Source organism: Pedobacter sp. ISL-64 (assembly GCF_018613605.1).
Classification (GTDB): domain Bacteria; phylum Bacteroidota; class Bacteroidia; order Sphingobacteriales; family Sphingobacteriaceae; genus Pedobacter.
The window spans coordinates 82052-107096 of sequence record NZ_JAGGPU010000011.1 but is presented as its reverse complement, the minus strand read 5'-3'; the positions used below and the strand labels follow the sequence as shown (position 1 = coordinate 107096).

21 protein-coding genes are annotated in these 25045 nt (G+C 38.1%); 6 read left to right on the top strand and 15 right to left on the bottom strand.

From position 1 onward, the window contains the following. Positions 1 to 68 precede the first annotated feature (68 nt). On the bottom strand, positions 69 to 1355 hold the full coding sequence (gene tyrS / locus J7E57_RS16670) for a tyrosine--tRNA ligase (protein WP_215132021.1): 1287 nt from the start codon (positions 1353 to 1355) through the stop codon (positions 69 to 71). 171 nt (positions 1356 to 1526) lie between these two features. Here tyrS and J7E57_RS16665 point away from each other — a divergent pair, with 171 nt between their 5' ends. The 6 genes from J7E57_RS16665 (at position 1527) to J7E57_RS16640 (ending at position 8040) form a co-directional block, all read left to right on the top strand. Beyond that, the gene (locus tag J7E57_RS16665) at positions 1527 to 2201 is read left to right on the top strand and encodes an ACP phosphodiesterase (RefSeq protein ID WP_215132019.1); all 675 of its coding nucleotides are present in this window, start codon (positions 1527 to 1529) and stop codon (positions 2199 to 2201) included. 340 nt (positions 2202 to 2541) lie between these two features. Next, positions 2542 to 3849 carry an ATP-binding protein gene (locus J7E57_RS16660; RefSeq protein WP_215132018.1) on the top strand — a complete coding sequence of 436 codons (1308 nt, stop codon included), beginning with the start codon at positions 2542 to 2544 and terminating at the stop codon, positions 3847 to 3849. A gap of 371 nt (positions 3850 to 4220) precedes the next feature. Further along, positions 4221 to 6233 (top strand): NAD-dependent DNA ligase LigA, encoded by a 2013-nt coding sequence (gene ligA, locus J7E57_RS16655; protein WP_215132016.1) that lies wholly within the window; start codon positions 4221 to 4223, stop codon positions 6231 to 6233. Between the two features lie 88 nt (positions 6234 to 6321). Beyond that, a complete protein-coding gene (gene dapA, locus J7E57_RS16650) occupies positions 6322 to 7209 on the top strand; it encodes a 4-hydroxy-tetrahydrodipicolinate synthase (protein ID WP_215132014.1) in 888 nt (295 codons plus the stop codon). Between the two features lie 223 nt (positions 7210 to 7432). Further along, positions 7433 to 7753, top strand: a complete 321-nt coding sequence (locus J7E57_RS16645) for a hypothetical protein (protein ID WP_215132012.1) — start codon at positions 7433 to 7435, stop codon at positions 7751 to 7753. A gap of 11 nt (positions 7754 to 7764) precedes the next feature. After that, entirely contained in the window at positions 7765 to 8040 is a 276-nt protein-coding gene (locus J7E57_RS16640; RefSeq protein ID WP_215132010.1) for a hypothetical protein, read from the top strand. A 46-nt stretch (positions 8041 to 8086) separates the two neighbouring features. On the opposite strand, the gene J7E57_RS16635 is transcribed toward J7E57_RS16640, so the two are convergent. From J7E57_RS16635 to J7E57_RS16570, 14 genes are all read right to left on the bottom strand, one after another. After that, positions 8087 to 8569, bottom strand: coding sequence for a GNAT family N-acetyltransferase (locus J7E57_RS16635; protein ID WP_215132008.1), 483 nt, complete (start codon positions 8567 to 8569; stop codon positions 8087 to 8089). 181 nt (positions 8570 to 8750) lie between these two features. Further along, positions 8751 to 9737, bottom strand: coding sequence for a helix-turn-helix domain-containing protein (locus J7E57_RS16630; RefSeq protein ID WP_215132006.1), 987 nt, complete (start codon positions 9735 to 9737; stop codon positions 8751 to 8753). 358 nt (positions 9738 to 10095) lie between these two features. Then, on the bottom strand, positions 10096 to 10272 hold the full coding sequence (locus tag J7E57_RS16625) for a hypothetical protein (protein ID WP_029278061.1): 177 nt from the start codon (positions 10270 to 10272) through the stop codon (positions 10096 to 10098). 262 nt (positions 10273 to 10534) lie between these two features. Beyond that, positions 10535 to 11776, bottom strand: coding sequence for an aminotransferase class I/II-fold pyridoxal phosphate-dependent enzyme (locus tag J7E57_RS16620; protein WP_057932618.1), 1242 nt, complete (start codon positions 11774 to 11776; stop codon positions 10535 to 10537). A 166-nt stretch (positions 11777 to 11942) separates the two neighbouring features. Beyond that, positions 11943 to 13568 (bottom strand): cell division protein FtsZ, encoded by a 1626-nt coding sequence (ftsZ, locus tag J7E57_RS16615; protein ID WP_215132139.1) that lies wholly within the window; start codon positions 13566 to 13568, stop codon positions 11943 to 11945. 130 nt (positions 13569 to 13698) lie between these two features. Further along, complete coding sequence (ftsA, locus tag J7E57_RS16610; RefSeq protein ID WP_055915204.1) at positions 13699 to 15057, bottom strand: cell division protein FtsA; 1359 nt, start codon at positions 15055 to 15057, stop codon at positions 13699 to 13701. A 5-nt stretch (positions 15058 to 15062) separates the two neighbouring features. Then, positions 15063 to 16328, bottom strand: a complete 1266-nt coding sequence (locus J7E57_RS16605; RefSeq protein ID WP_215132004.1) for a cell division protein FtsQ/DivIB — start codon at positions 16326 to 16328, stop codon at positions 15063 to 15065. Further along, positions 16321 to 17676 (bottom strand): UDP-N-acetylmuramate--L-alanine ligase, encoded by a 1356-nt coding sequence (gene murC / locus J7E57_RS16600; protein WP_215132002.1) that lies wholly within the window; start codon positions 17674 to 17676, stop codon positions 16321 to 16323. Before murC ends, J7E57_RS16605 begins: the two co-directional genes overlap by 8 nt. 167 nt (positions 17677 to 17843) lie before the next feature. Further along, positions 17844 to 18956: an undecaprenyldiphospho-muramoylpentapeptide beta-N-acetylglucosaminyltransferase gene (murG, locus tag J7E57_RS16595; RefSeq protein ID WP_215132000.1), complete on the bottom strand. Its 1113-nt coding sequence runs from the start codon at positions 18954 to 18956 to the stop codon at positions 17844 to 17846. An 86-nt stretch (positions 18957 to 19042) separates the two neighbouring features. Further along, positions 19043 to 19417: a four helix bundle protein gene (locus J7E57_RS16590; RefSeq protein WP_215131998.1), complete on the bottom strand. Its 375-nt coding sequence runs from the start codon at positions 19415 to 19417 to the stop codon at positions 19043 to 19045. A 111-nt stretch (positions 19418 to 19528) separates the two neighbouring features. Beyond that, the gene (locus tag J7E57_RS16585) at positions 19529 to 20722 is read right to left on the bottom strand and encodes an FtsW/RodA/SpoVE family cell cycle protein (protein ID WP_215131996.1); all 1194 of its coding nucleotides are present in this window, start codon (positions 20720 to 20722) and stop codon (positions 19529 to 19531) included. Between the two features lie 15 nt (positions 20723 to 20737). Then, positions 20738 to 22126 carry a UDP-N-acetylmuramoyl-L-alanine--D-glutamate ligase gene (gene murD, locus J7E57_RS16580; RefSeq protein WP_251029947.1) on the bottom strand — a complete coding sequence of 463 codons (1389 nt, stop codon included), beginning with the start codon at positions 22124 to 22126 and terminating at the stop codon, positions 20738 to 20740. Positions 22127 to 22330: 204 nt separating this feature from the next. Beyond that, positions 22331 to 23578, bottom strand: coding sequence for a phospho-N-acetylmuramoyl-pentapeptide-transferase (mraY, locus tag J7E57_RS16575; RefSeq protein WP_215131994.1), 1248 nt, complete (start codon positions 23576 to 23578; stop codon positions 22331 to 22333). Continuing rightward, positions 23578 to 25035, bottom strand: coding sequence for a UDP-N-acetylmuramoyl-L-alanyl-D-glutamate--2,6-diaminopimelate ligase (locus J7E57_RS16570; RefSeq protein ID WP_215131992.1), 1458 nt, complete (start codon positions 25033 to 25035; stop codon positions 23578 to 23580). Before J7E57_RS16570 ends, mraY begins: the two co-directional genes overlap by 1 nt. Positions 25036 to 25045: the final 10 nt, after the last annotated feature.

Below are 25045 nucleotides of genomic sequence, written 5' to 3'. Positions count from 1 at the left end.
GGCGTTTTGAGCTTCAATTTTAAATTCAAGCCCAATGAGTACTTTTAATTTCATTGGGCTTGAAAATATTATCCGGCGATTAAAAGGAAGTAATTTTTCTTTCCTTTTTGTACCACGATGAATTTATCGTTTATCAGATGATCTGCATTAAAGACTTGGGCCATTTCAGCTACCTTTTCTTTATTTACCGAAACACCTCCACCCTGAATGGTTTTTTTAGCCTCTCCCTTAGATGGAAAAACAGCAGCCTTTTCTGCAAGTAAGGTAGCCGCATCAATGCCCTCTGCCAATTCAGATTTAGAAATATTAAACTGTGGAATACCTTCGAACATTTCTAACACCTGGCTTTCTGACAAACTCTTCAAAAATTCTAACGATCCGTTACCAAATAAAAACTCAGATGTTTTAATAGCAGTTTCCAAAGCTTCCTCCGAGTGGGTTTTTATGGTGATATCTTGAGCTAAAGCTTTTTGCAGGATACGCAGATGCGGAGCGGCATCATGCTCCTTTTCCAAGGCTTCTATTTCTTCTTTATTTTTAAGGGTAAAAATGCGTATCCATTTTTTCACATCATCATCTGATGCATTTAACCAAAATTGGTAGAATTTATATGGAGAAGTTTTCTCTGGATCTAACCAAACTGCTCCGCTTTCCGTTTTACCGAATTTGGTTCCATCTGCCTTTTTAATTAACTGTGTAGTAATGGCATAAGCTGTACCAGCATCTTTTCTTCTGATCAGCTCCGTACCGGTAACAATATTGCCCCATTGATCAGATCCACCCATCTGTACCAAACAGTTTTCATTTTTCCATAAATGATAAAAATCGTAACCCTGAATCAACTGGTAACAGAACTCGGTAAAAGATAGGCCAGAATCACCTTCCAAACGTCTTTTAACACTATCCTTTGCCATCATGTAGTTCACGGTAATGTGTTTACCTACATCCCTGATAAAGGTAAAAAGATTCATATCCTTAAACCAATCGGCATTGTTAACCATTACAGCGCCATTTCCACCTTCTTCAAATTTTAAGAATTTAGATAATTGCTTTTTCATGCCTTTCAGGTTATGCTCAATCATTTCAGGTGTCTGAAGATTACGTTCATCAGATTTTCCCGATGGATCGCCTACCATACCTGTAGCACCACCAACTAAAGCAAACGGCTTGTGACCAGCATTTTGAAAATGAATCAGTGTCATGATCTGCGTTAAGTGCCCAACGTGCAACGAATCTGCAGTAGGGTCGAAACCGATATAGCCAGAAGTCATACCCTCGTTTAACTTTTCCTCAGTATTCGGCATAATATCATGCAGCATGCCACGCCATCTTAACTCTTCAACAAAATTCGTCATTGTACAAACACTTTAATAATGTGCGTGCAAAGATAAAATTTTAGCTTAGTTTAAAGCAAATTAGTTGGTTTTGTAAATGAGTTATCGCAATTGCGCTTTGCAGCCCCGTAACCTTACCAATATTTTACCATTGGCTCTTTACAACCATATAAGAAAACATTACCTTGCAAAATGAACTTTTTATCCCATTATTATTTCGACCGGACAAATAATGATGCCAATGTGGTAATGGGAACGGTTTTGCCAGATCTGATTAAAAATGCTGCAAAAGAGGCAAATTTATATCCACAGAAGAATGAATTCCTGTTTAAAGGAAATCCTGATGAAGAAAACCTGCTTATGGGCTGGAAAAGACATTTAGCGGTCGACCTGCTTTTTCATTCATCTAATTTTTTTCTCGAGAAAACCACTGAGCTTAAGCAGCTCATTAAGCCCATTGTAGAAAATACTGCTGTACGCCCGTCATTCCTCGCACACATTGGCTTAGAACTTTTACTGGATCATTTATTGGTAACGCATAATCTGGTTCAGGTGAATCATTTTTATGATAAACTCGAAGCTGTAAAAAAAGAATCATTAAGCGATTTTCTGAAGCACTGTAACCTGAAAGATCCAGAAGTATTTTTCAACTTCCTAAAAGAGTTCATCAGCAGTAAATACCTATTGAGTTACCAAAAACTCGAAAATATCAGTTATGCCCTTAACAGGATCTGTATGCGTTTGTGGCCAGAAACGTTAAATGAAAAGCAGTTGCAGCAGCTGACTTTTGAACTTGGGATTTTTAAAACCGTTCTAGAAAAAGATTATATGGACATTTTTGAGGAGATTGAGGGGAAGTTAATATAAAACGTTTCTTGGATATTAATCAGTTGAGCATTAACAGAAGTTAGACCAGATATGATGAATACTTAATCTTATCGTTCCCAATATTTTATAGCAGAAAGGCTCTATTTTTATACTTCATAAAATTAAGTTTAGCTTATATTATAAGTATACTGGACAATAGTTTGATCCCAATGCCAAATATAATTCCACAGATATCATGACAGAATAGTCTTGATTCTTAAAAGGGAATTTCCATAAATCATATCTCCATGAAAGATAGTTTTCAAATAATAGTCTTTATCAAAAAGATATTTTTAGCATAAATAAATCTTAAATAAAGACGATTTTGTATATTTGTATCATGAAAGAAATAATTAAAGAGATTTTAATTCAAAACCAAGAAAGAACCCTGTCTAAGAATCTTAGATCTCGTAATACTGGCATATCGTTAGATCTTGAAAAAATACAGGCAATTATCGGCCCGCGGCGTGTAGGCAAAACCTCAGCAATGCAATTGACAATTGAGGAGTTAAAAAAAGTTCGCCATATATCACCTCAACAGATTATCTATTTCAATTTTGAAGATGAACGTATACAATTCGAACCCCATCAGCTCGATTTAATTCTACAAGCATGGCAGGAGCTCAATCCAGAAACCAAATTGGAAAATGCGTGGTTCTTTTTTGATGAAGTGCAAGCGGCACCAGGTTGGGAGCGATTCGTAAACCGTATTAACGAAACCTTATCAAAAAAAATTTTTTTTACAGGCAGCAACAGTTCTGTACTTCATACAGAGCTGAAATCTGTATTGCGAGGTCGTAGCATAGCAATCGAGTTACTTCCTCTTTCCTTCAAAGAATACTGCGAATTCAGTAATTTTATACCATCAGAGTATGGATTAGCCAAAAGCAAAACAATAGCGTTATTTCATAAGTACTTAGTTAATGGAGGATATCCAGAAACAATTAATCTCCCTTCGCAACAAATAAGTTTGGCCTATTTACAGGAATATTATAATGCAATGTTACTAAGAGACATTATTGAATATAATCATTTGAGTAATTACGCCTATCTAAGAAGCCTTTATCGCCAGGCTGCATCGACAATAGGCAAAACGATAAGCATTCGCCGGTTATATAACCAGCTTAAATCACAGCAGTACAATGTAGGGGTAAATAGTGTTTATGACGCGATGAATATGGCTGAACAAGCTTATCTGTTTAAAAGAATTAGCAGGTTTGATTATTCAGAGAGTAAGCGAGAGAAATCAGACAAAAAAATTTATTGGCTGGATAACGGATTGCTAAATGCAAATACAGCACAGTATACGGGCAATAATGGTTTATTATTAGAAAACCTAGTATATAAAGAGCTTTATCTTAAATTCGGAAATATATATACTAATAATATCTATTACTATGCAGAGGCATCCGGCGAATGTGATTTCATAATCTATCCAGAAGGCGGAACCGCTTTACCCGTACAGGTAAGTTGGACGCTCACTGATCCTGATACAAGGAACAGGGAAATAAAAGGACTGCTTAAAGCTACCATCTACTGTAAAGTTAGCGAAGCTTTGATTATTACGCTCGATGAAGAAGAAGAGTTGACTATAGATGGTGTGCATATTCAAATAATTCCAGCTTGGAAATGGATGTTACGGCCATAAAATGAAACTTAACATGCCCCATGACTAAAGGCACAGCAAAAGCGTAAAAAAAATCTTCGGACATAGCCTCGATTGATAAAGATCCTTGGCAATTAACATAACTTCTAATTTGCCGACGATTTTTAGAATGAAAAGTAAATGTATTATATTCTAAATGGGACAAGAAATATCGAAACACAAGACGAAAGAGAATGTGTGACTGCAAATCCTGAATAGTATCCTACTCCAACGGGCTGCCTTCACCCTGTGCCCTTAAAATCTAACAATTCATCTTGTTCGATAAATTAAACATACCATGAGTCAAGCTAATTCTCCCAGATTTATTTCTTATCATCATTAAAACCAATTCCTCCTTTTTCTATATTTGTCTTATGTCGCTAACTGCAATAAAAGAAGAAATGGATGCCCTGGTGGCCGAATTAAACCAGCACAATTATAACTATTATGTGCTGGCTATGCCTACCATTGGCGATTATGAGTTTGATAAAAAATTAAAGCACCTCGCTGGGCTCGAAAAAGCAAATCCTGATTTTGCCGATCCAAATTCGCCAACGCAGCGTGTTGGTGGAGATATTACCAAAAATTTTATTACCGTAAACCACAAATACCCCATGTTATCGTTGGGGAATACCTACAATGAGCAGGATCTCCGTGATTTTGATGAACGTATCCGTAAAGCGATTGGCGATAATTTTGAATACGTTTGCGAATTAAAATTTGATGGCCTATCCATTAGCCTTACTTACGAAAACGGCAAACTTTTACGTGCAGTTACCCGCGGCGACGGCACCAAAGGTGATGATGTAACCAATAACGTAAAAACCATTCATACCATCCCACACCAGATCAAATCGGCGGTTGCGCCCGAACATTTCGAAATCCGTGGGGAAATTTTTATGCACAAAGCGGCTTTTTTACGCTTAAATGCTGCCCGTGAGGAACTTGGTGAGATCCCTTATGCAAACCCTAGAAATTTTGCTTCGGGCACTATAAAAATGCAGGACAGCAAAGAAGTGGCCAAACGGCCCTTAGATGGTTTTATTTATTTCTTATACACCGATAAAAATGAATTTAAAACTCATTGGGAAAGTTTAAATGCCGTAAAAGATTGGGGGTTCCATGTTTGCGAACATAACCGACTAGTTTCTAACATCGATGCAGTACTGGAATTTATACGCCATTGGGAAAACGAGCGTTTTAAACTAAGTTATGATATCGATGGTATTGTAATTAAGGTGAACAGTTATGCACAACAGCAAGAATTAGGTTTCACGTCTAAATCTCCACGTTGGGCCATTTCATACAAATACAAAGCAGCAGAGGTTGAAACTGTATTAGAAAAAGTAACCTATCAGGTAGGGAGAACAGGTGCAGTTACGCCGGTTGCCAATTTAAAACCTGTTTTATTGGCCGGCACCACGGTTAAACGCGCTACATTGCATAATGCGAACGAAATAGATCGTTTAGATTTACATGAAGGCGATACCGTTTATGTAGAAAAAGGTGGTGAGATTATTCCAAAAATTATCAAGGTAAATTTAGATAAGCGATTGCCTGGCGCTACAAAGGTTCAATATTTACACAACTGCCCCGAATGTGGAACAGAATTAATCAGAAGAGAAGGAGAAGCAGTTCATTATTGCCTTAACGATGAGGGTTGCCCGCCACAGATTGTTGGAAAAATTCAACATTTCATTTCACGCAAGGCCATGAACATTGATGGGCTCGGCGATGAAACTATTGAAACCTTTTATAAGCATGGCCTTGTAAGGCACATCAGCGATTTATATACCCTGTACCAAAAATCAGATCAACTGAAAACCTTAGACCGTTTCGGAGAACGATCGATCGAGAATATGCTTGCAGGAATTGAAAAGTCGAAGGAAATGCCTTTTGAGAAAGTACTTTTTGGCCTGGGTATCCGATATGTTGGTGAAACAGTTGCAAAGAAAACTGCCGCTGGCGTAAAGAATATCGACAACCTTTCTAAAGCTACTGTAGAGGAATTAATTGCCATTGATGAGATCGGCCAGCGGATTGCAGAGAGTATTGTTGAGTATTTTGGAAAATCTGAGCATTTACAGCAGGTAGAATTATTAAAATTAGCCGGATTACAGTTTGAAATTGAAGAAAAAGTAATTACGCTTGATAGTGATAGACTTATTGGAAAAACATTCGTAATTTCGGGCGTTTTTGAAAAATTTAGTCGCGATGAACTAAAAGATATGATTGAGGCTAATGGAGGCAAGATGCTGAGTGGTATTTCGGGCAAATTGAATTACCTGGTAGCAGGCGACAATATGGGGCCATCGAAATTAGAAAAAGCGAATAAACTAAACGTTCCGATCATCAGCGATGCCGAACTTTTAGAGATGATAAAATAAAATGAGAGAGTGATTGAATTAGTGAATGATAGAATGTCCAAGGCATTCATTCAATCTCTCATTCAAAATTCAATAATTATAAATTAAAATGAACAAATTTCAGGGTACTGGTGTAGCATTAGTTACACCTTTCAACACAGATGGATCAGTTGATTATAACGGCTTAAAAAACCTGATTAATCATTTGGTAGACGGAGGGATAGATTACCTCGTTTCTTTAGGTACAACCGGCGAAACCGCTACAATGACCAGGGACGAGAAGAAGAAGGTGTGGGCCTATACTGCTGAAATTAATAACAATAGATTACCGCTGGTTGCCGGCATAGGTGGCAATAACACTTTGGCCATTGCTGAAGATATTAAATCTTTCGATACTAACGGATACAGCGCCATTTTATCGGTTAGTCCATATTACAATAAACCTACGCAGGAAGGAATTTATCAGCACTATAAATACTTAGCAGAAATTTCTCCTTTAGATTTGATTTTATACAACGTACCTGGCCGTACCGGAAGCAACATGAGCCCGGAAACTACCTGCAGACTGGCGTATGATTTTAAAAACATCATCGCGACCAAAGAAGCTTCAGGAAGTTTTGATCAGTTTAACCAGATTATGAGAGATAAACCTGCAGATTTTCTTTTAATCTCTGGTGATGATCCGGTTACCTTGCCAATGATCGCTTTAGGTGCAGCAGGGATTATTTCTGTAATCGGGAATGCTTTACCTAAGCAATTTTCTGACATGGTGAAACTTTGTTTAGCTGGCGATTATAAAGCGGCCTTGCCTGCTCATTTAAGCTTAATAGAATTTACCCGTTTGGCTTTTGCTGAGGGAAATCCGGCAGGAATAAAAGCGGCATTAAAACATTTAGGTGTTTGTGGCGATACAGTAAGGTTGCCATTGGTTAAAGCTTCTGTGGCGTTAGAAAAATCGATTATTGCAGAGATAGAAAAACTAAGCGAGGTGGCTTAAACACTACCCCAATTAATATTTTTAGAACAGATTGTTTGATTTTGCTGAAAAGTAAATGAAGACAATCTGTTTTTTTGTGTGTAAATAAAAAATTACGTAAATAAATCAGCTGACAATCAATGCCTTAAAACAAAGTTCAAAAACTATAACGCTCCAAAAGTTTTAGGAATATTAAAGGCATCATTATTGAATTGGCTTCGATACACACAAATAAACACACAAAATGAAAAATGTATTATGTATTGCCATGTTGGCCGTAATGGTCAGCGGCTGTGCCCTACGCGCTAAGCCGAACAGTGAATCATCCAATGTCCATGTTGGAATGAACGAAAATGATTTTAAGGATTCTCATCGCCGGGCCGCTTTAGTTTACCTCGCCAATGATTCGACAATCTATGAAGTTTATAAAGGTTCGGGAGAAAGATCAACGTTTTCTGATTTCTATTATTTTGCACAAAAAAAACTATACAAATTTGAGCAAAAAACGCATTACTTCAATAACAAAACCGTGAAAATAGAAGAATCAAAAGCTAATCAGAAATAAGGGAGATAACCATGAAAAATATAATTTTAATTGTTTTAGCATTAATAATGCTGAGCTGTAGGGCCTTTGTTGGCTTCGAACCTACTTTTACGATGGGCATGTCAGAATCTGATTTCAAAAAGAAAAACAAGCCGGAATTGGTCGCTGCGAATGAAGAAGATGGAACCAGAATTTATAGCACATATTACACCAGCACAAATTACAAATTTTTCTTTTTTAGAAATGAAAAACTTGTGAGGTTTGAAAAAGGAATTTATGCGGATGATTATAAGTCATTCAGATACTAAAAATAACAAAAGGTCTTTGAAATTATTTTCAAAGACCTTTTGTTTATCATGCAATCAATTTATTTCTTCTTTCCATCAACAGGTTATCCTGCCAAACGCCTTTTGCTTTTCCTATTTTTTCGCGATAGCCCACTACCCTGAACCCTGCTTTTTCATAGATTTTCAATATGGCCGAATTTTGCAAAAATATCCCTGCCTGAAGCATCCAAATGCCTTTATTTTCACTCTCTTTAACAAGTGCGTCTAACAGTAAAGAACCTATTCCCTGGCCTTTATAACCATGTTTAACATACACTTCTGTCTCACCTACCCTACCAACATCATAATTCGCCGATACTGGCAAAAGCGCGCTCCAACCTATAATTTCTTTACCTTTGCAGGCCACAAACCTACAGGCCTTAAGGTGTGACGAATCCCAGTTTTCCCAGGAAATATCAGGGGTCCTAAAACTTGCAGTACCAGTATCGATTCCTTCCTGATAAATGGCACTAACCTCATCCCAGTCTGCGGCACGCATTATTCTTATCATAGTTTTAATCAATTTTGGCCAATATCAGCCTATGAAATCTAATCGTTTATGTTTGTTGCACGAAATTAGCCAAACATGCACCTTATAGCACATAATACAGAAGCAAGTTTGTCCTGTATTATAAATCAACACAACTATACAATAAAAAGTACCTTAAGAGTGCATTTCTGTAACAGAAACGTTAAGCTATCGTTTCTGTTGATTTAGGTTTTTTTGAATATTCGACAGGACTCATTCCTACCAGTTTTTTAAAGGAGTTATAAAAGGCACTCCGGGAAGAAAAACCTGCACTGTAGGCGAGTGCCTCTAGCGTAAAGTTCTGCATGATATCAGGGTTCCGGATGCTTCCTTTAATCCAATTTACACGATATTGATTGATATAATCAATAAAGCTCTTATTGAAATAGCTGTTTAAGACAATAGAAAGTTTATGACTGCTTAAACCAACCTCTTTAGCAAGAGATTGAAGCCTGACATCTTTATGCCTGAATGATTGATGTTTATTGATATGCAATTCTAATTTTTGCCCCCACTCTTCCAATTCCTTATTTTTGTCTTTCCCTGAAAAATTTTTCCTAATGGATAAAAGTGTTGAAGCTTTAACATTTAGCAGCGAGGCAACCAGTTCTAAAGGCAAGCGGTCTAAATAACCTGGATTCGTTTTGGCAAAATACAGGTACCTTTCTTTGGCGTTTCCTACCCGTATAATGTGCGCTCTTTGCTGTGCATCTTTATAATATTTTTCCAAAACAACCCTGAAAATATAATTCAGTTCGAAATGATGTGAAAAAAGACGGTTGAGTTCATCATTACGCATGGCCAGCAAATGGGTATCTTCAACAGCCACTACATACTCTTGCGAATAGCCAGATCCATGAAGCCCTGATATAGAACTAACAAAATCATTTTCAACAGAAATGTAAGTGGTTATTTTTTGTTTATTATGGGTAGTACAACCCATTAAGGCCCCTTTAACGATAAAGTATATGTATTCACACACTTCATTCTCATTAAAAAGTATTTGGTCTTTGTTTATTCTTAGCTGCAGGAGGTGCTTTTTGAACTCCTCAATCAATTTACTATCTATTGGATGAACAGCGCCCATGATATTCAGGACATGGCTGACATCTTCACTAGCTGGCCGAGTATAATACAAATATTTTGACACCTTAAACAGTTAATAACGTTAGCATTTGACACTCAAGGTTACCTTTACTTAGGTACCAAATAAATATCATGTAATTTAGTGCTTAAAATTCAGTGTTTAATTGTTCTCCTTGCATTTAAAAAGTTTGCTAATATATCGCAAAGGTTGCAATACCAACCCTTCAGGGCAATATCTGATCACTTATAAAGGAACACAAGCGCTAAAGTATGAAAGCTAAGGAAACTTAAGGATGAAGGATAATTTGTCTTATATATTTTACAATAATAAAAATATTTGACAGATAGATTAAAAATAATGAATGGTTATAACAAAAAAAAGCCTCTAATGAGGCTTTTTTTTGTTATAATATTTAGATCGCTTAAGCTTTGTTTTTAGTTTCCTGAACTTCTAAACGGATGGCCTGAGCTAAATTTTTCAAATCCTGCATACCTTTACGTATACGGGTTCCAGCTGCGCTGTTACCTTTGTTATAAAATTTGTCTGCATCAGCTTCTAAAGCCGCCACTAAACTTTTTACTTCTTCGAATTTTTTCATTTTTAATTACTCCTATGGTTCTTTAAGGTTTTAGTTTTTAATTATCTTACTCTAATTTAAAGGGTTTGGTGAAATAAAAAAATTTTTAGAACAATAAAAAACAGCCTTCTACGCCATTTTTTTCCACATTCTATACTTTTATAAACATATTCTCCACAAAAGAATTATGTCAAGTAACTGAAATACAGATTTTTACAGAAACAATTTCAACAAAAAAGCCCTTTAAACGTATTTAAAGGGCTTTGTAAAATTTATATAGACCTTAAACGGTAGCGAAAAGATTCTCTTTATAATATCCGTTTTCTAATTTTTCAGCTACTTCACTAAAAGCATCTAAAGTACGTTGTACATCTTCCAGTGTATGAACAGCTGTAGGAATTAAACGGAGTTCGATCATACCTTTTGGAATTACCGGATAAACAACGATTGAGCAAAAGATGCTATAGTTCTCGCGTAAATCGTAAGTAATTGCAGTAGCATCAGAAAGTTCGCCTTTTAAGAAAACCGGTGTAACTACCGAATCGGTAACACCTAAATCGAATCCGCGTTCGCGTAATCCTTTTTGCAGGGTCATTGCAATTTCCCAAAGTTTATCTTTTAATTCCGGTTTGCTTTTTAGCAATTCTAAGCGTTTTAACAAACCGATTACCATTGGCATTGGTAATGCCTTGGCAAAAGTCTGAGAACGCATGTTATACCTTAAGAAATTGGTAATTTGCTCTGTTGAAGCAACAAAAGCACCAATACCCGCCATAGACTTGGCGAAGGTTCCAAAATAAACATCAATTCCATCGATACAGTCTTGTGCTTCGTGTGTACCTGCACCGGTTTTACCCATTGTACCGAAACCATGTGCATCATCAACCAGAATACGGAAGTTGAAATCTTTTTTAAGATCAACAATTTCCTTCAATTTACCCTGAGCTCCGCTCATTCCAAAAACACCTTCGGTAATTAAAAGAATACCACCACCAGTTTCTTCGACCAGTTTGGTAGCACGCTCTAACTGCTTACGGGCACTTTCAATATCATTATGTTTATAAACAAATCGTTTACCCATGTGCAAACGTAATCCATCTACAATACAGGCATGCGATTCTGCATCATATACCACAACATCATTCCTGTCAACCAAAGTATCGATAATCGATACCATCCCCTGATAACCGTAGTTTAATAAAAATGCGTCTGGTTTTCCCACAAATTCTGCGAGTTCTTGCTCCAGCTGTTCATGATAGTTTGAGTTACCGCTCATCATACGGGCACCCATAGGGTAAGCCATACCAAATTTTGCCGCAGCCTCTTCATCTGCCTTTCTAACTTCCGGGTGATTGGCTAAGCCTAAGTAGTTGTTTAAACTCCAAACCAAATGCTCTTTTCCACGAAACTGCATGTGAGGTGCAATTTCTCCCTCTAATTTTGGAAATGAGAAATACCCATGAGACCATTTCTGGTGCTGCCCAAGTGGCCCCATGTGCTTTGCTATCTTATCAAATATATCCAATGTATTATCTGTTTTTTATAATAAAATTTTGCGAATTTAAGCTTTATTCGTCTTAAAATCAACCTAATGATCTTTTAGGTGTTAATTAAGATTTTTTAACACTCCAATTTTATGCCAAAAAAGCCCCGATTTTACTTCGGGGCTTTAAAATTATATTTGGTTTGTTTTAATCAACGTTATCGTGCAAGAAAGAATTGTTAGGTCTGATCTCAGTACCACCATCCTGATCGTTGCTTAAAGTAAACCTACTCACCTGCGATTCAGAAGAATGCTGAACTTGTTGCAACTGCATTTGCTTGCGTTTATAAGCAGGTTCGTTTTCCAGCTCCTGTAAACCATTGGTTGTACGCAATTTCATACTTAAATCTTTTAAACGCAAAATACGTTCTTTAGATTTTTTCAATTGCTCTTCCATCGATTCATCACTTTTGTCATCGTCTAAACCTACAACCGGCATTTCAATTTCAGGCTCAGGCATTGGCGGCATTTGGGCAGCCGGTGTTTCGAACACAAAATTAGTTTCAGCTAATTTTACCTCAAACTCAAAGCCAGTTTCCTGTGCTTCTTCTATCTGGGGTTCTTCCTCCATCAAAGTATGGCGAACCACGTTATTTTCTGGCTCCTGAACTTTTTGAGGTTCCGATTTATTGAACATACCACCAAAAAGATCTGCCTGCGAAACTTCTTCCTTCGTTTTTAAAACAGGCTCGTACGATGGCGTTGTTTTAGGCTGAATGAAAGAGTTTACTGGTTCAACGGGACGAACTAGCGGTGCTTCTTCAGGTGTTAAAAGTGATATTTTCTTTTTATTTTTTTCTTCGTTTACGCGTTCTTCTGATGTTTGGAAACCTGTAGCAATAATGGTTACTGAAAGTTTATCGCTTAAAGATTCGTCGGTACAGTTACCCCAGATTAAATCAGCCGATAAACCAGCTTTCTCCTGAATGTAATCGGTAATAATCGAAACCTCATCCATGGTTACTTCACGCAGACCAGAACTAATATTCAATAAAATATAACGGGCACCTTCGATTTCATTATCTTTTAACAATGGGGAAGCCAAAGCGCCTTCAACTGCCTGTAATGCACGGTCTTCGCCCTCAGCGGCAAAACTACCCATAATGGCTACGCCACTATCTTTCATTACAGTACGCACATCCTTAAAATCCACGTTGATATAACCTGGAACTGTGATGATCTCTGCGATACCTTTTGCAGCCGTGGTTAAAATATCGTCGGCCTGGCCAAAGGCAGAGCCTAAGGTTAAGTTTCCGAAGATTTCACGCAGGCGATCATTAGAAATTACCAAGTAAGAATCTACGTATTTTTTCAACTCTTCCATTCCTTCATCTGCCTGCAGCCTACGTCTTTTTCCTTCGAAAGAAAATGGTGTAGTAATGATGGCAACAGTTAAAATATCAAGTTCTTTAGCTGCTTTCGCAATGATTGGAGAAGCTCCTGTTCCGGTACCACCACCCATTCCTGCTGTAATAAAGAGCATTTTGGTTGTACTGCCTAACATTGCCTTAATATCATCTATATTCTCTATAGCTGAGTTTTTACCAACCTCAGGGATAGAACCAGCCCCCATTCCTTCGGTTAAGCTAGCACCTAATTGTACCTTGTTAGGTATTGGGCTAGATTCCAAAGCCTGGGCATCTGTATTACAAATAATAAAATCCACACCAGTAATACCAGACAGGTACATATGGTTCACTGCGTTGCCGCCACCGCCTCCAACACCAATTACCTTGATGATTGAAGACTTATCTTTTAACATTTCGAACTGCATATCTTTATGAATCAGTTGTTTAAAAATTTTTAAATTCTGTTCATTACTCAATGTAATATTAACACTTTTTCAACAGACGTTTTCCACAACTGTTGATAATGTGGAAAACTCATCTTTTGTGGAAAAGTAATTAACTTTTTAAGTAATCTTCATCGCTTACATTCATGTCATCCTGAATGAAAGTTCTTGTTTTTGCCAGTAATTTATCAAACAAACCTGGTCCGCGTTTCTCTTTTTCTTTGGCTGTTTTTGGTTTTTCTACAAAAACGCCAGGCTGTTTCATTTCTTCAATTAACTCTTCTGCTTTTTGGATTCCTTTGATCAACAAACCTACACTAGTTGCATACATCGGGCTTTTCAGATCATCATAAATGGTTTTAGGCATATCTTCATATTTAGATAAATGCTCGTTCGGGTAACCAATACGACAATCTAAACCGGTTACATATTCAACTGCCTGAGATAAGTGTTTTAATAAAGCACCACCACCGGTAATTACAATACCACCGATCAGTTTTTTCTCATAGCCAGAAGATTTGATCTCGTAATATACGTGCTCAATAATTTCTTCCATACGTGCCTGAATGACATAAGCCAGGTTTTTAACCGAAATTTCTTTTGGTTCGCGGCCACGTAAACCCGGAACACAAATAATTTCGTTTTCTTTATTCTCTTCTGCCAATGCAGAACCAAAACGTGTTTTTAATAACTCAGCCTGGTTGCGCATTACAGAGCAGCCCTCTCTGATATCTTCGGTAACACTATTGCCACCAAAAGGGATAACTGCCGTGTGACGGATAATACCTTCGTGGAAAATGGCAATGTCTGTAGTACCACCACCAATATCAACCAATGCAATACCGGCTTCTTTTTCTTCCTCGCTCAACACCGATTCAGAAGAAGCCAATGGCTCAAGAATTAAATCCTGAGTTTGCAGACCTGCATTGTTTACACATTTGATGATATTTTTTACAGCCGTAACCTGACCAGAAATGATATGAAAATTAGCTTCAAGGCGAACCCCTGCCATACCGATCGGATCTTTGATTCCCGGTTCGTTATCGATGGTAAATTCTTGTGGCAATACATGGATGATTTCCTCACCCGGCGGCATTACCAGTTTAAACATATCATCAATCAGCTTATCGATATCTTTTTTACCGATTTCGTTGTTTAATTCTCTTCTTGTTAAAATTCCTCTGTGCTGTAAGCTCTTAATGTGCTGACCAGCAATACCCACATTTACCACCTGTATCTCTACATTGGATTGTCCGCTTGCTACTTCAACTGCTTGAGCAATACCCTGCACGGTTTTTTGAATGTTAGAAACCACTCCACGTGTCACACCCGCCGATTCTGCCTTGCCTATTCCTAAGATTTCTATCTTACCGTGTTGTGTTCTACGACCAACGATAACACAAATTTTTGTAGTACCGATATCCAATCCTACTACGATGGGCGACTGACTGGTAAATTTTGCCTTGTCCATATTCGTTAATTTTGCTGAGTTTTATACTGTTTTTCCAGGGCCCTGATTTCTCTCTCTCTTGCCTCTTTCTCTTTCTTCAATTGGGCCTCAGATTTTGCCGGCTTTGGCTGTGTTGTTACCGTTTGCTTCGGTTTTTCTTTTTTATCCGCTGGCTTTGTTTCCTTCGGTTTGGCGGCCTGCGCAACCGCTGACTTTTTTACTTCTGTTTTAACTGGTACTGTTTTTTTAGATGCCTCCTTTTTCACTTCTGCTTTTTTAGGCTCGGGCTTTTTGGCTTCTATCTTCGTTACCTCTACCTTTTTAGGCTCAATTTTTTTAGCTTCGGGCTTTTTGGGCGCTTCTCTTTTAGGTGTCACCTTTTCGGCTTCATCTGCCTCTGGCCGGTCATCCATAGCCGCCACAATTGTGCTGTTGATCAGTGAATCGGTTACGTTTCGTTGTATCCTCAAACTATCGGCAGCAGAAATTGTTTTTGCTTTTTTCCCTAATTCTGTCGAATCTCTTTTTTCACAAACAATCTGGTTGGTATATTTAATATTGATGGTTTTATAAGTATCCCAACCTACTTGCGGCATTGCTTTTTTATAGAACAGCAACAGGTTCTTCATTTTCTTTTCAAGCGAATCGGCATTACCCAAAACAATACGTTGATTACCTACTCTTGGGATCAGTTCGATGTCGTTTTTCTGATCAACCACAATCTGTTCTATCTGAGCATCCCAAAGGGTATCTTGCTTAATATACTGCGCAGTTTTATATAAATCTCTTGCCAATTGCGTATGCAGGGTATCAACTCTGCTTCCAAAAACCTCTGTAATATGCCCTGTTGCCACAAGCACATTGGCAGTGAAGTTTGATGAAATAGGCATTTTCAGTCCATCATTATCAATGTAAAAATCCTGCCCGTTCTCGTTCAATATGCGAAGGATGGGCTGGCGTTGTTTTACTTCAATGTGCAGTACTCCATCCATATCTACATATACTTTAGCAAAACCGATGTAAGGGTTAGACTGCAGTTTTTTCTCGATCTTATGAATATTGATATTCTCGAGATTACGACCTAAAAGAACACCTTGATCTTCTTTTAAAATGGCATCGATTTCTTCCCGCTCAATAAAATTATCAGCTCCGGGAATCAGGATCTTAACATCGGTACATTTAACTGTCTGTTTCTTCACATTGATAAAACTCAAAAGCACCACCACCCCTGCCAAGCTGATCAGCCAGGCAAAGCCAGTAAAAATTGCGCTCCAGTTTATCCGTTTAAGCATTGTTTAAAGTATTTTTAAGGGGTTCGATAATCGTGTCGATATCTCCCGCACCTACTGTTAAAATTAATTCAGGTTTTGTGTCCTTAACATGCTGAACCACAAAATCTTTTCCACATATTTTTTTATCTGCCAAAGTGATTTTATCCAATAAAAACTGTGCATTTATCCCTTCAAGCGGCAATTCTCTTGCGGGATAAATCTCCAGCAGCATCAGTTCATCAGCCGTGCTTAAAACTTTTGCGAATTCATCAGCAAAATCCCTTGTCCGTGTGAAGAGGTGCGGCTGAAAAATCACCGTTAGCTTTTTATCTGGATACAACTGTCTTACCGCATCAAAACAAGCCCTCAGTTCTTCAGGATGATGTGCATAATCATCAATATAAATCTGATTGCCATTATTCACAATATACTCAAAGCGGCGTTTAACACCCTTAAAATTGGCAACCGCCTGTTTCACCTTATTTGCATCAATACCCAATTGCAGCGCAATGGCAATGGCAACCGTTGTATTTTCGACATTGTGCTTACCGGGTAGCATTAAACTAATATCTTTGATACTTTGTGTATTATCGGTATAATCGAACACAAATTTCGACCCTTCTACCCTTAAATTTTCTGCCTTTGCAGTTGCCGTTGAACTTGCCGCATAACTGGTGCTTTTTTCAAGCGGTAGTCCTTCGTGCGCATAAAGCACACCTTCTGCTTTAAGTTGACCGGCAAACAAACGGAAAGATTCTTCGAGGTGACTTTTATCTCCGTAAATATCCAGGTGATCTGCATCCATAGAAGTAACCACGGCTACATCCGGGTGCAAGGTTAGGAAAGAACGGTCGTATTCATCGGCCTCTACCACTACAACATTGTTCTTACCGAAAAGCACATTACTGTTATAGTTACTGGTTATCCCACCTAAAAAAGCGGTACAATCGTAGCCGGTATCTTTTAAAATATGCGCAACTATAGATGATGTTGTGGTTTTGCCATGTGTACCCGCAACTGCGATACAGAACATTCCTTTACTGATGATCCCTAAAACCTCAGAACGTTTTTTAAGTGCAAAACCTTTATTTATAAAATGGTTTAAAATTTTAGCATCTTTTGGAATCGCTGGAGTGTAAACCACAAGGGTATCATCATGATCATCCAAAAATGCACAGGGCAGCGAAGAGGCTTCATCAAGATACGTAATGAGAATGCCTTCCTGCTCTAAGGTTTCGGTCAGCTTAGTCCTGGTTTTATCGTAACCACAAACTACTTGTCCGCGTTTAGCAAAATAACGGGCAAGCGCACTCATGCCGATACCACCGATACCTACAAAGAAAACCCTATTTATTTTACTTAGTTCCATTTTATTTTAAGCTAAAAGTGGAAAGACTAAAGCTTAAAGCCCGCCTTTCTACTGTTTTAAGCTGAAAGTTGAAAGACCAAAGCTTAAAGCTTCCTTTCAATACTCCAGTTATGTTATTTATTTTTATTCTCTACCTATTTTTGCCTTCAGACTTTGGTCTTTTTACTTTAGTCTTTCCGCTTTATTAGTTTCAATACTTCGTTCGCTATAATTTCGTCTGCCGATGGCAATGCCATTTCACCTATATTTTCTGAAAGTTTTTCACACTGTTCTTTGTTATTTAATAACGCCAATGCTTCTTTAACCAAAGTGTCTTCTGCAGAGCGGTCGTTAATTAATATTGCTGCTGCATTTTTAACCAGGGCCATCGCATTTTTGGTTTGATGGTCTTCTGCAACATTTGGCGAAGGCACCAATATCACTGGTTTTTTAATCAAACAAAGTTCTGCTATGGTTCCAGCTCCTGCCCGGCTCACAATTACATCTGCTGCTGCATAAGCGAGGTCCATTTTATTTAAAAATTCAAGGATGCGAACATTGGGATGATATGCTAAACCCAATCTTTCTATAATCTCTTTGTAGTAATATTTACCTGTTTGCCAGATCACCTGCACATCTTGAGCAAGGATATCGGGTAAGTGTTTTTCAATTGCCTTATTCAGCGTACCTGCGCCTAAACTTCCACCGGTAACCATAATGGTCTTTTTCAATGGATCGAGCTTTAACAGTTCGGCACCCTGAAAATGTTTTCCTTTAATATCAATTACCTCCTGGCGGACAGGATTTCCTGTTTTCAATATCCTGTCAGCTGGAAAAAACTGATCCATATCATCAAAGGCAACACAGATTTTTGAAGCCTTTTTACCTAACCATTTATTGGTTATTCCGGCATAAGAATTCTGTTCCTGGATGAGGTAAGGAATTCCTTTCAAAGAGGCTGCATACAATAGTGGGCCTGAGGCATAACCTCCAACACCTACTACGGCATCGGGCTTAAAATCATTGATAATCTGCATGGCTTTGCGCACACTACCGATTACTTTGAACGGAAGCGCCAGATTTTTCACAATCGAGCCGCGCTGCATTCCACTAATGTTCAAGCCAATAATTTTATATCCGGCCGCGGGAACTTTTTCCATCTCCATGCGACCTATTGCACCCACAAACAAAATCTCGCAGGTTGGCACCATGCGTTTTAGCGCATTGGCTATGGCCACGGCGGGAAAAATATGCCCGCCGGTGCCACCACCTGATATGATAATTTTTGGGGAATTATTCATTTATTATTTAATTAGTGAATGATTGAATTTTGAATGAGTGAGTGCTTAACAGCGATCGTTACATTCTCTAATTCAATCATTCTCATTTACTTATTATTACTTACTGTTTTTCGTGCCTTCGCTACAATTGCCAAAATTTCATTTGCTTCTTTTAACAATGGTTGAGCTTTGGCTAAATCTGTTATTCCAGATTCTGTTAAAATTTCAATCCAAAAAGCTGTTTCATCAGCCTCCTCTACTACAATACTAAGTTTTGCATAAAACTCAGCTTTCGATCTACTTCTACAAGCAGCTCTATAATTTGCTCCAACTGAAGATGCAGATCTAATAAATTGCTTTCCTAAGATCCTCGCTTCTTCCGTTTTGGGTAATACCTGATAGAGCTTAATTGAATCTAAAACAAACTTTTTTGTTCTTGCTTTTATTGCTGTTACAAAATCTACTTTACTTACATTCTCCATCGTTTATTAATTTAAATTTCAACTTTAAAACTTTAGGATGTTTTATTCAATTATTAATTATTCTCTCACTTGCTAATTCAGTCATTCTATCACTCAAAACTCAATCATTAATTAAGCTATTGCAGGTATTTCACCTATTATTATTTTATTTTTTACTTTCTCTTTTTCTTCTTTTGTTAACGCATTTGCATTTTCCTCTACATCACGGCTTACACTGAGTATAATCCCAAAGGCCACACTGGTAAAGATCATTGATGTACCGCCCATACTTACCAAAGGCAGCGGAACCCCTGTTACCGGACCCAACCCTACCGCTACCGCCATGTTTGCAAAGGCCTGTATGGTCAGACTGAAACTTAGTCCGGCTGCCAGAAGTGCACCAAAGGCCTTGGGTGCCCGCGTTACGATCTTGATACATCGGTATAAAAGCACCAGGTATAGTATCATGATTACAATTCCTCCCACAGTTCCCCATTCTTCAATAATAATGGCGAAAATAAAATCGGAATATGGATGTGGTAGGAAATTGCGTTGTGTACTATTACCTGGTCCTTTACCAAAAACACCACCAGTAGCCAAAGCAATTTTTGCCTGATCTGCCTGGAAAGTTTTATCTGAATGCTGCATTTCAGGATGCATAAACGTATTAATACGCGACATGTATGTTTTTCTCCTTGGACCCAAAAAGAAAACAAACAATAACAGTACGAAACCACCTGCACAAACAATCGCGATCTGTTTAATACTGATCCTACCGATAATTAACAGCAAAATACTTACACCAAACAGCATTAATGCTGTAGATAGGTTAGCCAGTGCGATTAAAACAAATACCACACAAACAGAGCCCATAATTGGTATAAATGACTCTTTAACATTTTTAATATTTTCTTGCTTTTTGGTTAGCATCCTGGCCAAAAAGGTAATCAATGCGAGTTTAGCCAAATCGGAAGTTTGAAAGGTTAATCCGATTACCGGTATTTTAACCCATCTTGATGCATCGTTCAAATTCGTTCCGAATATTAATGTATAGAACAGCAACGGAATGGTAACGATCATCAATACCTTCGAAATACCGGCATAATAGCGATAATCGAGCAGGTGGGCAATATAGATCATCCCGATACCCATCAGCACAAAAATCAAATGTTTGGTAAGCAAAAGCTTTTCTACCGTTTCTCCTTTTTTATATGCCAAGGTACCTGTTGCACTGTACACCGCCATTACGGATATAAGCGAAAGCAGGATGATGATCAACCAGATCCATCTATCGCCTTTTGTTTTATTAAGTAGTGCTTGGAACATATATTATACCTCCTATTATAATTCTCTAACTGCCGCTTTAAACTGGTTACCGCGGTCTTCGTAATTTTTGAACAGATCGAAACTGGCACAAGCTGGCGATAACAATACTGTATCACCACGTTTAGCCAAATGGAAAGCAATCTGCGCTGCTTCATCTGCCGAAAAAGTATTTACAATTACTTCTACATCATCCTCAAAAGCATCGTGGATACGTTTGTTATCCTTACCCAAACAAACGATAGCCTTAACCTTACTTTTAACCAGATCTTTAAGCATGTTGTAATCGTTTCCCTTATCAACACCGCCCATAATCAATACTACATCACTGGTCATACTCTCTAAAGCATACCAGGTAGAGTTCACATTGGTGGCTTTACTGTCGTTGATAAAATCGATCCCCGAAATTTTGGCCACATGCTCTAACCTGTGCTCAATATTTTTGAAATTGCCCATGCTTTCGCGGATGGTCTCATTTCTTAATTCTAAAACTTTAGACACAATGCCTGAGGCCATAGAATTGTAAATGTTGTGCTTGCCCTGTAAGGCTAAATCTGAAATAGACATGGTTAGTTGGTTATTTGGTTCTGTAAGGATATGTATAGTAGTTTCTTCTAAATAAGCACCCAGTTCTACTTTTTTAGTAATTGAAAAGGGAAAGGCTTTCGCCACAGGCTTAATCAACGCGATGGCTTTTAGGCTCTCTTGGTCATCTGCACAATAAATGAAAACATCTTCTGCTGTCTGGTTTTGAACAATCCGCATTTTAGATGCAGCATAATTCTCCAGTTTATAATCGTAACGGTCTAAATGATCTGGAGTGATGTTAAGTAAAACTGCGATATCCGCTTTAAAAGCGAACATATCATCAAGCATGAAGCTTGATATCTCCAGTACATAATATTCGTAATCTTCTGTAGCCACCTGTGCTGCAAAACTCTGTCCGATATTACCAGCCAGCCCCACGTTTAACCCAGCATTTTTTAGGATGTGATAGGTTAATAAACTCGTAGTCGACTTACCGTTTGAACCCGTAATGCAGATGGTTTTTGCATTGGTATATCTTTTGGCAAATTCAATTTCCGAAACCACAGGAACACCTTTTGCGACCAATTTTTTAATAATTGGGACCGTAGGCGGAATACCCGGACTTTTAATTACCTCTGTTGCATTTAAGATCAGTTCTTCGGTATGTTTTTCAGATTCGAATGGAATGGAAAGTTTTTCTAATGCAGCTTTATATTTATCGGTAATTATACCGTAATCGGAAACAAAAACATCGAAACCTTTTGCCAGAGCCAATTTTGCAGCACCAACTCCGCTTTCGCCGGCACCAAGAATAACCACACGGCCCTGCCCGGTCATCGCTGACTTAGTATTGCTTGATGTGATGTTATTCGTACTCATTATTATTTTTTTTAGTATTAAGTGGTGAGTATCAAGTATCAAGACAAGAATACCATCACATTTCAATCTTTTATTTTTTATTTACCACTAAGGGGTATTCTAATTCTATTTTTTCACCAACTAAGGCACTTGAGGGCATCTTAGTTTTATATTTTGTCAGGGTTAATCACCTCAAACCCTAAACCTTACACCTTCTACCTTGAACTACCTCAGTTTCAATGTTACAATGGTCATAATTGCAAGCATGATTCCGATAATCCAGAAACGCGTTACAATTTTGGCCTCGTGGTATCCCTTTTTCTGGTAATGGTGGTGTAAAGGCGACATCAGGAAAATCCTGCGGCCTTCGCCAAATTTCTTCTTGGTATATTTAAAATAAGACACCTGCATAATTACCGACACCAGTTCTACCAGGAATATTCCACATAAAATCGGAATCAATAGCTCCTTGCGGATCATGATGGCAAATGAGGCAATGATTCCCCCAATGGCCAAACTTCCAGTATCGCCCATAAAAATCTGCGCAGGGTAAGAGTTGTACCACAGGAAACCTACGCAGGAACCCACAAATGCACCTGCAAAAATCATCAGCTCTGCAGAGTTTGGGATATACATAATGTTGAGGTAATCAGCCATAATGGTATTACCCGATACATAAGCCAAAATACCGAGCGTGATCCCGATTACTGCCGAAGTTCCCGTAGCTAAACCATCAATCCCATCGGTAATATTTGCCCCGTTCGATACCGCAGTAATGATAAATACCGTTACGATCAGGAAGATAAAAAATGCATATTTCTGGTAATCGGCGCCCAAAAACTTCAATACCTTTGCATAATCGAACTCATTGTTCTTATAAAAAGGCATATTGGTTTTAGTCGATTTTACATCTTGTGTATAATAAAAGGTTTCGCCTTTTTGGCGCAATACCATTGGAACCGTAGAGGTGCTTTTTACATCGTCCTGTACAGTTTCCCTTACCACAATATTTGGGTGGAAGTACATGGTGCAACCTACAATTAAGCCTAAACCAACCTGACCAACTACTTTAAAACGGCCCGCTAAACCTTCTTTATTCTTTTTGAAAACTTTGATATAATCATCTAAAAAGCCTACAGCACCCATCCAGATCGTGGTAATTATCATTAAAATCACATAGATATTGGAGATATTGGCAAATAACAAGGTTGGAATAAGAATGCCCAGCAAAATAATGATACCACCCATTGTTGGTGTACCTTGTTTTTGCATCTGTCCTTCTAAACCTAAATTCCTTACCGTTTCTCCAACCTGTTTTTTATGCAGGTAATCAATTAACCTACGTCCGTAAACGGTGGTAATTACCAATGATAAAATAATAGAGATAGATGCACGGAAAGTGATGTACTGAAACAACCTTAACCCAGGTATATCATAATGCTTATGCAGGTATTCGAATAATAAATATAACATTAGCTGATTGGTTTTAATTGTTCAAGTAAAATTTCTTTATCATCAAAATGGTTCCTTACGCCATTAATTTCCTGGTATTTCTCATGCCCTTTACCAGCAACAAGAATAATGTCTCCTGGCTGCGCTAAATGGCAGGCTGTTTTTATTGCTTCTTTTCTATCTAAAATGGATAGGGTTTTACGCTTATTGGTTGGTGACACACCTGCTTCCATTTCGCTGATAATCGTCTGTGGGTCCTCTGTTCTGGGATTGTCGGAGGTCAGGATCACTTTATCGCTCCAATCGCATGCTACCTGAGCCATAATAGGGCGTTTGGTTTTATCACGATCTCCCCCGCATCCAATCACTGTGATTACCTGTTCGGTTCCTTTGCGGATATTGGCAATGGTACTCAACACATTCTGAACAGCATCTGGCGTATGCGCGTAATCTACAATACCTATAATCTTATCTGCGGAGGTGATGTAATCAAATCTTCCTTCAGCGCCTGATAAACGGCTCAACAAAGTCAGCACCTTTAACTTATCCTGCTCCAACAAAATGGCTGTTCCATACACGGCCAATAAATTGTACGCATTAAAAGAACCTACAAGTTTGAAGTAAACGTCTTCGTTATCGATATCTAAATGCAGGCCACTAAACTGGTTCTCAATAATTTTTGCTTTAAAATCGGCCAGTTGTTTAAGTGCATAGGTCTTTTTATGCGCTTTTGTATTCTGCAGCATCACCACTCCGTTTTTATCGTCGATGTTGGTCAATGCAAATGCCGATTTAGGCAGTACATCAAAAAATGCTTTTTTAGCTTTCAGGTAAGCATCAAAAGTTTTATGAAAATCTAAATGATCATGTGTTAAATTCGAAAATACACCACCTGAGAAAGTCAAGCCTTCAATCCGGTGTTGAGAAACTGCATGTGAGCTTACTTCCATAAAACAGTAATCGCAACCCGCATCGACCATTTCTCTTAAGAGCTGATTTAATGCGATCGGATTTGGTGTGGTATGCGTTGCCGCCACTACTGTATCATTGATATAATTCTCTACCGTTGATAAAAGCCCGGTTTTGTAACCTAAATCTTTAAATAATTTAAAAAGAATAGTAGCAATGGTGGTTTTTCCGTTGGTTCCTGTTATGCCGATCAGTTTCAGATCTGCTGATGGGTTTCCAAAATAATTCCCGGCAATGATACCCAAAGCCACAGCAGTATTATCTACTTTGATGTAGGTAACAGTAAAATCATCGATCTCTGGTAAATTTTCACAGATAATTACACCTGCCCCCTGCTGAATAGTCTGCTCAATAAACTGGTGTCCGTCAGCTACAGTGCCCACTACGGCAAAAAAGACATCATCTTTACTTACTTTACGCGAATCGAAATTCAGCGCATTGATTTCTCTATCGGTTCTACCAACCAATTCTTTAATCGTTACGCCATAAAGTAAATCCTGTAATTGCATCCTATTAATT

Coding starts and splice junctions, on each gene's coding strand:
- tyrS (WP_215132021.1), bottom strand. CDS start 1,355: ATGACGAATTTTGTTGAAGAGTTAAGATGGCGTGGCATGCTGCATGAT.
- J7E57_RS16665 (WP_215132019.1), top strand. CDS start 1,527: ATGAACTTTTTATCCCATTATTATTTCGACCGGACAAATAATGATGCC.
- J7E57_RS16660 (WP_215132018.1), top strand. CDS start 2,542: ATGAAAGAAATAATTAAAGAGATTTTAATTCAAAACCAAGAAAGAACC.
- ligA (WP_215132016.1), top strand. CDS start 4,221: ATGTCGCTAACTGCAATAAAAGAAGAAATGGATGCCCTGGTGGCCGAA.
- dapA (WP_215132014.1), top strand. CDS start 6,322: ATGAACAAATTTCAGGGTACTGGTGTAGCATTAGTTACACCTTTCAAC.
- J7E57_RS16645 (WP_215132012.1), top strand. CDS start 7,433: ATGAAAAATGTATTATGTATTGCCATGTTGGCCGTAATGGTCAGCGGC.
- J7E57_RS16640 (WP_215132010.1), top strand. CDS start 7,765: ATGAAAAATATAATTTTAATTGTTTTAGCATTAATAATGCTGAGCTGT.
- J7E57_RS16635 (WP_215132008.1), bottom strand. CDS start 8,569: ATGATAAGAATAATGCGTGCCGCAGACTGGGATGAGGTTAGTGCCATT.
- J7E57_RS16625 (WP_029278061.1), bottom strand. CDS start 10,272: ATGAAAAAATTCGAAGAAGTAAAAAGTTTAGTGGCGGCTTTAGAAGCT.
- ftsZ (WP_215132139.1), bottom strand. CDS start 13,568: ATGCAGTTCGAAATGTTAAAAGATAAGTCTTCAATCATCAAGGTAATT.
- ftsA (WP_055915204.1), bottom strand. CDS start 15,057: ATGGACAAGGCAAAATTTACCAGTCAGTCGCCCATCGTAGTAGGATTG.
- J7E57_RS16605 (WP_215132004.1), bottom strand. CDS start 16,328: ATGCTTAAACGGATAAACTGGAGCGCAATTTTTACTGGCTTTGCCTGG.
- murC (WP_215132002.1), bottom strand. CDS start 17,676: ATGGAACTAAGTAAAATAAATAGGGTTTTCTTTGTAGGTATCGGTGGT.
- murG (WP_215132000.1), bottom strand. CDS start 18,956: ATGAATAATTCCCCAAAAATTATCATATCAGGTGGTGGCACCGGCGGG.
- J7E57_RS16590 (WP_215131998.1), bottom strand. CDS start 19,417: ATGGAGAATGTAAGTAAAGTAGATTTTGTAACAGCAATAAAAGCAAGA.
- J7E57_RS16585 (WP_215131996.1), bottom strand. CDS start 20,722: ATGTTCCAAGCACTACTTAATAAAACAAAAGGCGATAGATGGATCTGG.
- murD (WP_251029947.1), bottom strand. CDS start 22,126: ATGAGTACGAATAACATCACATCAAGCAATACTAAGTCAGCGATGACC.
- mraY (WP_215131994.1), bottom strand. CDS start 23,578: ATGTTATATTTATTATTCGAATACCTGCATAAGCATTATGATATACCT.
- J7E57_RS16570 (WP_215131992.1), bottom strand. CDS start 25,035: ATGCAATTACAGGATTTACTTTATGGCGTAACGATTAAAGAATTGGTT.